13 protein-coding genes and 3 pseudogenes are annotated in these 12633 nt (G+C 66.7%); all 16 read left to right on the top strand.

The window, feature by feature from the left end; translation table 11 throughout:
• Positions 1-29 precede the first annotated feature (29 nt).
• Positions 30-913, top strand: a pseudogene (locus AL755_RS14660) (VOC family protein).
• A gap of 49 nt (positions 914-962) precedes the next feature.
• Positions 963-1415, top strand: coding sequence for a hypothetical protein (locus AL755_RS14655; protein ID WP_054011640.1), 453 nt, complete (start codon positions 963-965; stop codon positions 1413-1415).
• A gap of 210 nt (positions 1416-1625) precedes the next feature.
• Complete coding sequence (gene rpsP, locus AL755_RS14650; RefSeq protein WP_054011639.1) at positions 1626-2033, top strand: 30S ribosomal protein S16; 408 nt, start codon at positions 1626-1628, stop codon at positions 2031-2033.
• Position 2034: 1 nt separating this feature from the next.
• Positions 2035-2276: pseudogene (locus AL755_RS14645) on the top strand (RNA-binding protein).
• A gap of 151 nt (positions 2277-2427) precedes the next feature.
• Positions 2428-2975: pseudogene (gene rimM, locus AL755_RS14640) on the top strand (ribosome maturation factor RimM).
• A complete protein-coding gene (gene trmD, locus AL755_RS14635) occupies positions 2975-3775 on the top strand; it encodes a tRNA (guanosine(37)-N1)-methyltransferase TrmD (protein WP_054011638.1) in 801 nt (266 codons plus the stop codon). Before rimM ends, trmD begins: the two are co-directional and overlap by 1 nt.
• A gap of 100 nt (positions 3776-3875) precedes the next feature.
• Positions 3876-5429 carry an MFS transporter gene (locus AL755_RS14630; RefSeq protein ID WP_054011637.1) on the top strand — a complete coding sequence of 518 codons (1554 nt, stop codon included), beginning with the start codon at positions 3876-3878 and terminating at the stop codon, positions 5427-5429.
• Complete coding sequence (locus AL755_RS14625) at positions 5410-6012, top strand: TetR/AcrR family transcriptional regulator (protein WP_202813517.1); 603 nt, start codon at positions 5410-5412, stop codon at positions 6010-6012. Before AL755_RS14630 ends, AL755_RS14625 begins: the two co-directional genes overlap by 20 nt.
• A gap of 244 nt (positions 6013-6256) precedes the next feature.
• Positions 6257-6616: a 50S ribosomal protein L19 gene (rplS, locus tag AL755_RS14620; protein WP_054011636.1), complete on the top strand. Its 360-nt coding sequence runs from the start codon at positions 6257-6259 to the stop codon at positions 6614-6616.
• Positions 6617-6628: 12 nt separating this feature from the next.
• Positions 6629-7288, top strand: coding sequence for a signal peptidase I (gene lepB / locus AL755_RS14615; RefSeq protein ID WP_054011635.1), 660 nt, complete (start codon positions 6629-6631; stop codon positions 7286-7288).
• A 59-nt stretch (positions 7289-7347) separates the two neighbouring features.
• Positions 7348-8226 (top strand): signal peptidase I, encoded by an 879-nt coding sequence (gene lepB / locus AL755_RS14610; protein ID WP_054011634.1) that lies wholly within the window; start codon positions 7348-7350, stop codon positions 8224-8226.
• Positions 8226-8918, top strand: a complete 693-nt coding sequence (locus tag AL755_RS14605; RefSeq protein ID WP_054011633.1) for a ribonuclease HII — start codon at positions 8226-8228, stop codon at positions 8916-8918. Before lepB (AL755_RS14610) ends, AL755_RS14605 begins: the two co-directional genes overlap by 1 nt.
• A 62-nt stretch (positions 8919-8980) precedes the next feature.
• Positions 8981-9313 (top strand): DUF2469 domain-containing protein, encoded by a 333-nt coding sequence (locus tag AL755_RS14600; protein ID WP_054011632.1) that lies wholly within the window; start codon positions 8981-8983, stop codon positions 9311-9313.
• 164 nt (positions 9314-9477) lie between these two features.
• Positions 9478-9834: a YraN family protein gene (locus AL755_RS14595; protein WP_054011631.1), complete on the top strand. Its 357-nt coding sequence runs from the start codon at positions 9478-9480 to the stop codon at positions 9832-9834.
• The gene (locus tag AL755_RS14590) at positions 9835-11388 is read left to right on the top strand and encodes a YifB family Mg chelatase-like AAA ATPase (RefSeq protein WP_054011630.1); all 1554 of its coding nucleotides are present in this window, start codon (positions 9835-9837) and stop codon (positions 11386-11388) included.
• Positions 11385-12617 (top strand): DNA-processing protein DprA, encoded by a 1233-nt coding sequence (dprA, locus tag AL755_RS14585; protein WP_054011629.1) that lies wholly within the window; start codon positions 11385-11387, stop codon positions 12615-12617. Before AL755_RS14590 ends, dprA begins: the two co-directional genes overlap by 4 nt.
• The last annotated feature ends 16 nt before the right edge of the window (positions 12618-12633 follow it).

The raw sequence follows: 12633 nt of genomic DNA, 5'->3' as shown, positions 1-12633 counted from the left end.
ATATGAACACAACAAACCTTGGAGCAGCCATGACCACCACGCACGACCTACTTTCCGCCGACCTGCAGATGGGCACCGTGATGCTCAAGGTGGGCAACATGAACCTCATGAGCAACTACTACCAAAAGGCGCTCGGCCTGGACATCGTGGCCGAAGCGGACGGTGGCCAGTACCTGGGCCGCGGCAGCACCCCGCTGGTGCACCTGCAGCCCGCCGGCGGCCTGCACGTCCCCGGCCGCGGCGAGGCGGGCCTGTTCCACACGGCCCTGCTCTTCAACGACCAGGCCGCCCTGGCCGCTACCGTGGCCAGCGCCGCCCAGTACGACCCCCAACTGTTTGCCGGCAGCGCCGACCACCTGGTGTCCGAGGCCTTCTACTTCACCGACCCGAGGGCAACGGCATCGAACTGTACTGGGACCGCCCCCGCTCCGAATGGTCCTGGAACAACGGCACGGTCGAGATGGACAACGTTGCCCTGCCGCCCCAGCACTACCTCACCCAACACCTGACCGAGGCCTCCGTGAGCGGCCAGCGCGACGCAGGTGCCGACATCGGGCACGTCCACCTGCAGGTGGGCGACGTCGCCACGGCGGAAGAATTCTATGTGAACACCCTTGGCTTCGAACGCACCGCCGGCTGGCACGGCCAGGCCCTGTTCGTCTCCGCCGGCGGCTACCACCACCACATGGCCATGAACGTGTGGAACAGCCGCGGCGCCGGACCCCGCAAGGACACCCTGGGCCTGGGCGAGGTGCTCATCAAGCTCCCCGGCACGGACGACGTCGGCGCCCTGGCCGAGCGTTTGACCCACCACAAGATCGCCGTCGCCAACACCGGGGCCGAGATCCGCTTCGAGGATCCGTGGAAGAACCAAATCCGCGTTAGTGTGGAGTCAGCACCTGCCGCAGCGTAGCGCCGGCCCACCGCCGGCCGGCGCGGCCCATCCACCGAAAGGCATCCGAGTGGCCATTTACTCCGAGTTCTTCATCGCCGACCATCACCAGGCCGTTGCGCGCGCCAAGGCGCGCGAGGCCGGCAAGTCCCCGGCCATCGACGTGCCGGTGCTGCCCACCCCGGGCCTGAGCGACTTTGAAATTGAGGTCCTGGGTGAGCTGGCCGTGAAAAAGGTGCACGCCACGGGCGTCGCCGCCGAGCTGAGCCTCGTCGACATTGAGCTGGATACGCTCTTTGCCGTCCCCGACGCCCTCCTTGAGGTGTTCGCCGAGCTCAACGCTCCGGAGGACCCCGAGGACGTCACGGACCTGGCCGCCGAATGGGCCGCCGCGGAGGAAATGGAATCCACGCCCGCCGTGACCGACCCCCTGCTGCGCGCCCTCACGGCGATGTCGGCCTCCGCCCTGGAAGCTGCCGCGGACAACCCCAAGATGGGCCTGTTCTTCTTCTCCGCGGAGTAGCCGGCGCCGGTCGTGGCGCACAACACGGAGAGTGGTGAACGTAACGCGTCGCGCGGATGCCCGATCATCTGGCATAATGGACGGGTACTCGATCCGCGCGGCCCCTCTCTCCGTGTGATGATCCTGTCCTTAGAAATCCGCCGATCGGCCCGCCCCACGGGAGCGTGAAACGGAGTTCGCCCCTTTTTCGAACCAGGAGTAACCACAAAAGTGGCCGTAAAGATTCGCCTTAAGCGCTTTGGTAAAATGCGTGCACCGTACTACCGCATCGTTGTCATGGACTCTCACTCAAAGCGTGACGGTCGTGCCATCGAAGAGATCGGCAAGTACCACCCCACCGAGCAGCCTTCCTTCATCGAGGTCGACACCGACCGCGCGCAGTACTGGCTCTCCGTCGGCGCCCAGCCGTCCGAGCCCGTTGCCAAGATCCTGAAGATCACCGGTGACTGGCAGAAGTTCAAGGGAATCAAGGGCGCCGAAGGCACCTTGAAGACCAAGGTAGCGAAGGTTCCCTTCGTTGCACCCGAGGCCACCAACCTTGTTGTCAAGGAAGCCATCACCAAGAAGGCCAAGAAGGCCGACGCTGATGAGGCTGTAGAGAGCACCGAGGCTGAGTAGGTTGTTGGCTGAAGCGCTGGAGCACCTTGTCCGGGGATCGTTGATTCCCCCGAAGATGTCAAGGTGAGCGTCAAGAACAACCGCCACGGGGAATCCCTCGAGGTGCGCGTTCATCAAGACGATCTGGGCCGGGTTATTGGCCGCCAGGGCCGCACCGCCCGTGCCTTGCGCACGGTGGTTGCCGCACTGGCCCACGGTGAGCCGGTCCGCGTTGACGTAGTCGACACGGACCGCCGCCGCTAACCTGCCGCCACGGAACTTTGCCCCGCTCGCGCGGAGCAAGTAGTTTTCAGCAGTAAAGCCAAACGTTTGGCCCCGGCACCATAATGGTGTCGGGGCCAAATTGCTTTCCCCCAGCTTTTCCCCTTTTAAGAAGCACGTACTAGGAGTACACATGCAGGTTCAGGTTGCCCGTATTGGCAAACCCCACGGCATTCGCGGCGAAGTGACAGCACTTGTCCTCACCGACGCCCCCGATTCCCGTTTGCCGTTGGCACCGAATTTGTTGTGCAGCCGGCCAGCCTGGGAACCCTGACGGTGCGCAGCTCACGATGGAACAAGGACATTCTGCTCCTGGGTTTCGAGGGTACCAACACCCGCAACGACGCCGAACTGCTCCGCGGCGCCACCCTTTTCTTTGAGTCCGACGACGACGAGGACGACGACGCCTGGTACGAACACGAGCTGCTGAACCTTGAGGTGCGGGTCGGCACGCAGAAGGTGGGCAAGGTGACGGGCCTGCGCACCCACGCCGTACAGGACCTGCTCCTGGTGAAGGACAACGACGGCGACGAGGTGCTGGTGCCGTTCGTGGACGAGATCGTCCCCGAGGTGAACATCGAGGAAGGGTACATCCTGCTGACCCCTCCGGCCGGGCTGTTCACCGTCAACAAGGAAGCCACCGAGAACGACGAGATCGATCCGGAAGGAACGCAGGCGTAATGCGCTTTGATGTTGTCAGCATCTTCCCCGAATACCTGGCGCCGCTGGAACTGAGCCTGATCGGCAAGGCCCGCACCGACGGCCTGCTGGAACTGAACGTGCACGATCTGCGCGGCTACACCGCCGACCGCCACCGCACCGTGGACGACACCCCCTACGGCGGCGGCGCCGGCATGGTCATGAAGCCCGAGCCGTGGGCGCAGGCACTGACCGACATCGCGGAAAAGTCGCCAGCGGCAGGTGCCGGACGCCGGCCCACCTTGATCGTCCCGTCCCCGGCGGGGGAGGTGTTCACCCAAAAACTGGCCTATGAACTGGCCGAGGAAGAGCACCTGGTCTTTGCCTGCGGCCGGTACGAGGGCATCGACGAACGCGTCCTGGAGTGGGCGGATGAACACTACACGGTGCGTCCCGTCAGCCTGGGCGACTACGTGCTCAATGGCGGGGAGGTCGCCGTCCTGGCCATGGTGGAAGCCATTGGCCGGCTGATTCCCGGTGTCGTCGGCAACCCGGAATCCCTCATCGAGGAATCCCATTCCGACGGACTGCTGGAATACCCCGTCTACACCAAGCCGTCGAGCTGGCGCGAGCGCGAGGTGCCCGAGGTGCTGCTCAGCGGCAACCACGGCAAGATCGCCAAGTTCCGCCGCGAACACCAGCTGCGCCGCACGGCCGCCCGCCGGCCGGATTTGCTGGACAAGCTGGACGCCTCCAACTTCAGCAAGACCGAACGGAACATCCTCTGGGAACTCGGGTACGCCGTCGTCGATGGCAGGGCAGTGCGCCGCGAGGACGACTGAGCCTAGCGGCGCCAATTAAGCGCGCCGGATCCATTGCCCCCGTAAAATTACGGGAGTAACATTCACTTTGGGAGCAACTACCAAAGTGGAGGTAACTACCATGAGTGGATTCTCGTCAAAGAAGTGGTGGGCCCTGCTCGCGTTGAGCCTGGCGGTCATGGCCGTGAGCCTGGACTCCACGGTGCTCAGCGTGGCACTGCCCACCCTGGCAACAGTTTTCAAGGCCACCGAATCGGACCTGCAATGGTTCACCTCCGGTTATCTGCTGGTCCTGGCCGCCGTCATGCTTCCGGCCGGGCTGCTTGGGGATGCGTTTGGCCGCAAACGCCTGTTGCTGACAGCCCTCGGACTCTTTGGCCTCGGCTCGGCTGCGTGCGCATTCGCCACCACCACCGCCGAGTTCATCGTGGCCAGGATGGTGCTGGGACTGGCCGGAGCCGCGATCGTCGTCATGGTGCTGGCGGCATTCACCGTCCTGTTCACGGAAGAGGAACGGCCCAAGGCGATTGGAGTCTGGGCTGCCGCGAACTTCCTGGCCCTGCCGCTCGGTCCCATCCTGGGCGGCTGGATGCTCACCCGCTTCTGGTGGGGTTGGGTCTTTTTGGTCAACATCCCCGTGGCCGCGTTGGGCCTTGTCGTGGCGGCGTTCCTGGTGCCCGAATCCCGGGCCGCCGATCGCCCCGGCCTTGACCCGGTGGGCGTATCCCTCTCCACGGTGGGGCTGATTTCCCTGGTTTACGGCTTCATCCGGGCCGGCGAGGACGGCTGGGGTGACGCCGTGGCGCTCGTGGCCATTGCCGCCGGAGCCGCGCTCCTGGTGGTCTTTATGCATTATGAGGCACGCCTTGGCCGCAAGCCCGGCGGCAGGCCACTCATCGACGTTGGCTTGTTCGGCTATCCGTCCTTCACCTGGGGAGTTGTCTTGTCCGCGGTTGCCGGGCTGGCCATGATCGGGTCGTTGTTCACCATGCCGCAGTACTTCCAGGGCGTCCTCGGGGCCGACGCCCTCGGCTCGGGTTTGCGCCTGCTTCCCCTCGTGGGCGGGTTGCTGGTGGGGACCCTCCCGGCCGCCTGGGTCGTCAAGGCCGTCGGGGCCAAGGTGTCCGCGGCCGCCGGGTTCATGCTGCTGGGCCTGGGAATGGGGATCGGCACCCTGACCACCATTACCTCCGGCACGCTGTTCCTGGCCGGCTGGCTCGCCCTGGTGGGCGCCGGCATGGGACTCGTGATGGTGACGGCAAGCTCGGCGGCACTCTCCCAGCTCGACGCCGACCGCAGCGGAGTGGGCTCCGCAGTGCTGCAGGCCGTCAGCAAGGTCGGTGCGCCGCTCGGGGCGGCCATCCTGGGCAGCGTGTTGCGCTCCGCCTACCAGGGAGCCCTGGCCGGACATGACCTTGGCCCCGCGGTCGCGGCCGCCGCCCGGCAAAGCGTCTTTGCCGGCGTCGCCGTTGCAGCGCACAGCAACCAGGCCGCCGTCGACGCCGTCCGCACCTCCTTCACCACCGGCATCTCCGCAGCACTCTGGGTCTCGGTGGCCATCTCCGTCATGGGAGTTGTCCTGGCCCTGCTGTTCATGCCGCGAGGCGGCGCGGACCGGGATAAACTCGAAAAAACACGAGCCAAGGAGGCCCGACTTGTCGCTGGAGACGCCTAGCCTGCCCACCGGGCTGCGGGAACGAAAACGCGCCAAGATGCGCCAGGACATCCAGGCCGTAGCCCTGCGTCTGTTCCAGCAGCAGGGCTACGAGGCCACCACCATGGAACAGGTGGCCGACGCCGCACTGGTCTCCGCAAGTACGCTCTACAGGCACTTTCCCACCAAGACCGACCTGGTGCTCCGCGACGAACTCGACCCGCTGCTGGACGCCGCCTTTGCCGCCCAGCCCCCGGAACTGAGCACCGTCCAGGCCATGGTCGGGGCCATGCGCGAGGTGGTCAAGCACCTCTCCCGTGACGAGGTCGACGGCGTGAAGGAGCGGGCGCAACTCTTCTGGGGCGTCCCGGAGCTGCGTGCCGCGGCCCTGGGCCAGCTCATGGACGCCATGGAGCAGGTGGCCCGGTTGGCGGCAGCCCGCACGGGCCGGGACGTCGTCGACCCGCAGATCCGGGCGCTGTCCGGAGCGGTCGTCGGCGCTTCCATAGCGGCCCTGGCCGGCGTGGCCGACGATCCCGCCGCCGATATCTTCGAGGTCGCTGCAAGCTATCTTGACCACATTGAGGCCGCCCTGCGCCTGTAACACGGGCGCCGGCAACCCGGATGCAATTCGTCGCCCGGGCCGTCCCTGTGGCAGAATTGTAAGGAGGTGCCAACTGGGCGCGCTCCTGCCACAGGGGGAGTGTTCGTCAACAGCACGGCCCACCGGAAATCCACCCATGGATTTCCGGTCGACTAACTTTCGGTTTCCATGACAGGCCTTCGCGCCGTCCATGAAAATCGTGACACAAAGTAAATGACCTGTGGCGTTTACCTGGAGTGAGAAAATGCATCTTCTCGATTCTGTTGACGCAGCCAGCCTGCGCAGCGACATCCCCGCCTTCCGCGCCGGTGACACCCTCAACGTTCACGTGAACATCATTGAAGGTTCCCGCTCGCGTGTCCAGGTATTCAAGGGCTTCGTCCTTGGCCGCCAGGGCGATGGCGTCCGCGAAACCTTCACGGTCCGCAAGGTCTCCTTCGGTGTCGGCGTGGAGCGTACCTTCCCGGTACACTCCCCGGTCATCGAAAAGATCGAGGTCGTCACCAAGGGTGACGTTCGCCGCGCCAAGCTGTACTACATGCGCAACCTGCGCGGCAAGGCTGCCAAGATCAAGGAAAAGCGCGACAACCTTCCCACCAAGTAAGGGATTCGCACTTTGAACCAAGCGAAACGCCGGCCCAGGAAACTGGGCTGGCGTTTTGTGGTTATAGCCGTCGTCGTGGCCTTTTTGCTCATTTCGCTGGTCCGCAACGTGTGGATGGACGTGTACTACATCCCGTCCGCGTCCATGGAACCGCTGCTGCTCACGGGCGACCGGGTGCTGGTCTCGCGCACCGATTTCGCCACCGCCCCCATCCAGCGCGGCGACGTGGTGGTCTTCGACGGGCGCGGATCGTTCACGCCGCTGAACTCGGGCAACGATCCCATCACCGACGCCGCCATCGGGGCCGGGCAATGGCTGGGCCTGGTGCCCAACAACAACATCTACGTCAAACGCGTGCTCGGCGTGGCCGGGGACACCGTGAAATGCTGTTCCGCCCAGGGACAGCTGGAAGTCAACGGCGTACCCATCTCCGAAAGTTACCTTTATCCCGGGGACGTGCCCAGCGAGTTGAAGTTCGACGTGACGGTTCCGCAGGGTAAATTGTGGCTCATGGGTGACCACAGGGACGTATCCTTGGATTCGCGGTCGCTGCTGGGCATGCCCGGCGGCGGGCTGATAGATACCGACCGCGTCATTGGCCGGCCGTGGGCCACCGTATGGCCGCTGGGCCGCATCCACGTCCTGGAACGCGACGCCGTACGCGCACCGTGAGTTGTGCGTGACACTGCGGCACTGGATTTTTTGAACTGAACTTTAAGGAAACGACGTATATGTCACACAATGTGCCCGGCGAGCCAGAAGAGTCCGGCCACGACGGCGGCGGCCGCGCAGCGGAAACGCCGTCCCACGGCTCGGAGCGGCACGGCCACGCGGCCCGCCACGTCCGCGGCGCGGAGCCGGCGGAAGACGCCGCCGGCTCAAGCACTGCCGTCCGCCTGGGCCACGGCGCGTGGGCGTGGAGCAAGGAAATCGTGACGATCCTTGCCATCGCGATTGTGCTGTCGTTCCTGATCAAGACGTTCCTGTTCCGGGCGTTTTTCATCCCGTCGGGCTCCATGGAAAATACGCTGGAGGTTGGTGACAGGATTTTCGTTAATCTCCTGGTGCCCGAACCCTTCGCACTCAAGCGCGGCGACGTCGTCGTCTTCAAGGACACGCAGGGCTGGCTTGCCGGCGAACCCACCACCCCGCCGGGGCCCTTTAGCTGGATTGGGGATGCGGCAACCTTTATCGGTCTGGCCCCCGACAGCTCCCAGCAGCACCTGGTCAAGCGCGTGATCGGCTTGCCCGGGGACCATGTGAAGTGCTGTGACTCGGCCGGCAAGCTGATCATCAACGGGAAATCCATCACCGAGCCGTACCTGTTCCCGGGGGCTGCGCCGTCGGACACCACCTTTGACATCACCGTCCCGGCCGGGCACCTGTGGGTCATGGGCGACCACAGGAACGATTCCGCCGATTCGCGCGCCCACATTGCCACCGGCACCGAGTTCGTGCCGATCTCCGACGTCGAGGGACGCGCCGTCGTCATTGCCTGGCCGGTGACCCGCTGGGGGATCCTGGGCAACTACCCGGACGTGTTCAAGGACGTCCCGGCACCCCAAAGCACCAGCCAGGGCTCCCCGCAAGCCGTCCCGAGCGGCCAGTAGTGGCCGCCGCGCCCCCCACCCTCGAATGGGAACGTGAACTCGCCGCCCAGGGCTACACGCTGGTGGCCGGCTGCGACGAGGTGGGCCGCGGCTCCCTCGCCGGCCCCGTCAGCGTGGGACTGGTGGTCATCGACGCCGCCACGGCCGTCGACCTTCCCGGCGTGAAGGACAGCAAACTGCTGCGCGAACCCGTCCGGCAGGCGCTGGTGCCCGCCATCGAGGAATGGGCCAGCGCCCACGCCGTGGGCCACGCCTCGGCAGCCGAGATCGACGCCGTCGGCCTGGTCGCAGCCCTGCGTCTGGCCGGAACCCGCGCGCTGGCCACCGTCGCCACGGAGCTGCTGCCCGACTACGTGATCCTCGACGGAAACCAGGACTGGCTGTCCATCCCCGCCCAGTCGGACCTGGGCTTCGGAGCTGACTTGTTCTCCCAGGAAGCACCCCAGGACGCACCCTCGGGGGCGACCATGACCGTGCGCACCCGCATCAAGGCGGACATGACCTGCCTGTCCGTGGCGGCCGCCAGCGTGCTGGCCAAGGTGGAACGGGACGCCATGATGGTGGCCCTCGCCGAACAGTTCCCGCAGTTCGGCTGGGACGGCAACAAGGGGTACGCCACGGCCGCCCACCGCAGCGCCATCGCCGAACACGGCGCCACCGACTTCCACCGCAAGACCTGGCGGCTGGTCTAGTTTTCTCCACGGGCGTACGGCCCCGTTCGCTGGCAGTGCCCCAAGTGATGGATGATGGAACCATGAGCGCTGAGGATCTGGAAAACTACGAAACCGACATGGAGCTGCAGCTCTACCGCGAGTACCGCGACGTGGTGAATCTCTTTAGCTATGTGGTGGAAACCGAACGGCGGTTTTACCTGGCCAACCACGTTGACCTGCAGGCCCGCTCCGCCGACGGCGAAGTGTATTTTGACCTGACCCTCCAAGATGCCTGGGTGTGGGACGTCTACCGCACGGCACGGTTCGTCAAAAGCGTCCGGGTCATCACCTTCAAGGACGTCAACGTCGAGGAATTGATCAAGTCCGACGACCTCCAAATTCCCAAGGACGGGCAACTGGGCTCACTGGGCTAGCTCCTTTTCAGGGAGGACGACGGCGGAACCTGCGTTCCGCCGTCGTCCTCCTTTTTGTTGCCCATTCCTCCACAGGGTGACTGACGTTGCCGGCCGTCCACATTTTGCCCCGGGGTACTGCCGGCGGGGCTCATTGTTCGCCACGCTGGGACGTGGAGGTTGCCATGAAAGCAAAAGACGTGCTGGGCCAGTCGGGTGAACGGGTGGCCGCGGACTACCTTGAGGACAAGGGCATCCGGGTCATCGACAGCAACTGGCGCTGCCCGGCGGGGGAGATCGACCTGGTGGCCCTGGACGGGGCCGAGCTGGTCATCGTCGAGGTGAAGACGCGCCGCTCCCGGCGTTACGGGGACCCGTTGGAGGCGGTGACGGCGGCGAAGCTGGCGCGGTTGCGCACCCTGGCGGTGTTGTGGGCGCGTGAGCACAGGCATGTGATGGGCGGGCTGCGGATCGACGCCGTCGGGATCATCATGGATGGGCGCACGGAGCCGCACATCGACCACCTCAAGGGGGTGGCCTGAATGGGGATGGGCCGGGCGTTGGCGGTGGCCCTGGTGGGGCTCAACGGGCACGTCATCGAGGTCGAGGCCGACATTGGCCAAACACTCCCGGCGTTCATCCTGCTGGGGCTGCCGGACGCGTCGCTGACCGAGGCGAAGGAGCGGATTAGGTCGGCCGCGCAAAATTCCGGGATTCCGTTGAGCCGGCGCAAGATCACCGTCAACCTGGTGCCGGCCTCGCTGCCGAAGAAGGGTTCCGGCTTTGACCTGGCCATCGTCATGGCGGCACTGAATGCGGCCGGCGACGTCCGGCGGACCGGCGGAACGGTGTTCATCGCCGAACTTGGCCTGGACGGCCGGCTGCGCCCCGTCAGGGGAGTCCTGCCCGCGGTGTTGGCCGGCGTGGCCGCCGGCCGCCGTGAATTCGTGGTCGCGGAGGCAAACCTGGCCGAGGCGGAGCTGGTGGTGGGCGCCAAGGTGCGCGGCTACGGTTCGCTGGCGCAGGTCGCCGCGGACTTTGACGCCAATCCACAGGACCTGTGCGATGCCGAACCCGACCCGGCCGCCGCACTGCCGGGCGGTGAAACCCAGCCGGCACCGGAGAATGCCCAGGCGCCCGTGGACCTGGCCGAGGTGGCGGGGCAGGCCGAGGCGAGGCTGGCGCTGGAGATCGCGGCGGCGGGCGGCCACCACCTGATGATGGTGGGCCCGCCGGGCTCGGGGAAGACCATGCTGGCCGAACGACTGCCGGGCCTCCTGCCGCCGCTCAACGACGCCGAAGCCTTGGAAGTGACGGCCATCCACTCCCTGGACCACGCAGGGGCGGGCATCACGGCGCTGGTGCGCCGACCACCCTATGAACGGCCGCACCATTCGGCCAGCACGGCCTCGGTGATCGGCGGCGGCAGCGGCATCCCGCGCCCCGGAGCCGCATCCCGGGCGCACCGCGGCGTGCTGTTCCTCGACGAGGCACCCGAATTCGACAAACGGGTCCTCGACGCCCTGCGCCAACCGTTGGAAAGCGGCGAGCTCGTCCTGCACCGCGCGGCGGGAACGGCAGCCTATCCCGCACGTTTCCAGCTGGTCCTGGCCGCCAACCCCTGCCCCTGCGGGAAGGCCGTGGGCAAAGGGGCCGGCTGTGACTGCACCCCCATGGCCCGGCGGCGCTACTTTGGCCGGCTCTCCGGACCGTTGCTGGACCGCGTGGACATCCAATTGCAACTCAACCGGGTCCAGCTGGCCCAACTGGCCGATTCCAGCCCCCGCGAGAGCACCGCACAGGTGGCCGTGCGGGTGCAACAGGCGCGCGATCTCCAGCAGCTGCGGCTGCGCCCGTTTGGCCTGGTCCACAATGCCGACCTCACCGGCAGGATCCTCCGCGGCCCACTTCGTCTGGACCCCAGGGACACCGCGCTGCTCGATCGGGCCATGGGCACCGGAACGCTCACGGCGCGCGGCTACGACCGCGTGCTCCGCCTCGCCTGGACGGTGGCCGACCTTCGGGGACTGGACCGGCCCGGCACCGACGAGGTGGGCCTGGCATTGACACTTCGACAACGAGGAGAGAATCCATGAACGCACCGGCAAGCGGGCAACGCCCGGCGGATCCGTCCCTGCGCCTGGCCAGGGCGGCCCTGACCCGGCTCATCGAGCCCGCGGACCTGCCTGGCATGGCCTTGATCGCCGTGGCCGGGCCGGAGGACGCCCTGGCCTTTATCCGCAGCGGGGCGGCCTCCAGTGCCGTCCTGGAACAGGAAATGACGGCCGTGCTCGCCGGGGCCGGTACCGGACGCTGGCAGGGCCTCGCCGAGGCGCTGGGGCGGTGGCGTCCCCGGCTGGCGGACCTGGCCCCGGAACGCGACCTGCGGGTGGTGGAGCGGTACGGCGGCGGGCTGCTGGTTCCCGAGGACCCCCAATGGCCGGCCGCCCTGGCCGATCTCCAACTATCCGAACCCATCGCCCTGTGGATGCGGGGGCACGTGTGCGTCATCCCCGAACAACGGCGATGCATCGCCCTGGTCGGCTCACGGGACAACACCAGCTACGGCGCCAACGTGACCCTGGAAATCGCCGCATCCCTGGTCCAGCGCGGCTTCACCGTCATCAGTGGCGGAGCTTACGGCATCGACGCCCACGCCCATCGGGGAGCCCTCGGCGCGGCCCCGGCAAAGGCCGGGTACGGTGCGCCGCACCAGCCGCCCACGCTCGCCGTCATGGCCGGCGGCGTCGACAGGTTCTACCCCTCGGGCAACGAGGACCTCCTGCGCACGGTTGCCGAGAGCGGTGCCATCGTCGCCGAGGTCCCGCCCGGCACCAACCCCACCCGTTACAGGTTCCTGCAGCGCAACAGGCTGATAGCCGCCTTGTGCGAGGTGAGCGTCGTGGTCGAGGCCCGCTGGCGCTCGGGGGCGCTCAATACCGCCCACCACGCCGACGGGCTGAGCCGTACAGTGGGGGCGGTTCCCGGTTCGGTGTATTCGGCGAACTCGGCCGGCTGCCACCGGCTGCTGCGCGAAGGCGGCGCCGTCTGCGTCACGGATGCCGCGGACATTGCCGAGCTGGCCGGAGTGTCCGGGGCCAACCTGGTACATGAACCGGAGTCCGCGCCCGCACTGCATGACGGGCTCGGCGTGGCCGATCTGTTGCTGCTCGACGCCCTGCCGCTGCACTCGGCAAGCACCGTCGAGAAAATCAGTGTCGTGGCAGGGTTGGGAGCGGCCTCCGTACTGGCCGGGCTGGGGCGCCTGGAACTGATGGGCCTGGCCCAAAGGAGCCCCAGTGGCTGGAAACGCGGCGGCAAGTAGCCGGTATCAACGGGCC

Origin of the sequence: Arthrobacter sp. ERGS1:01, assembly GCF_001281315.1 — a bacterium.
In the GTDB taxonomy this organism is placed as follows: Bacteria; Actinomycetota; Actinomycetes; order Actinomycetales; family Micrococcaceae; genus Specibacter.
This window is presented reverse-complemented; position numbering and strand designations above follow the sequence as displayed.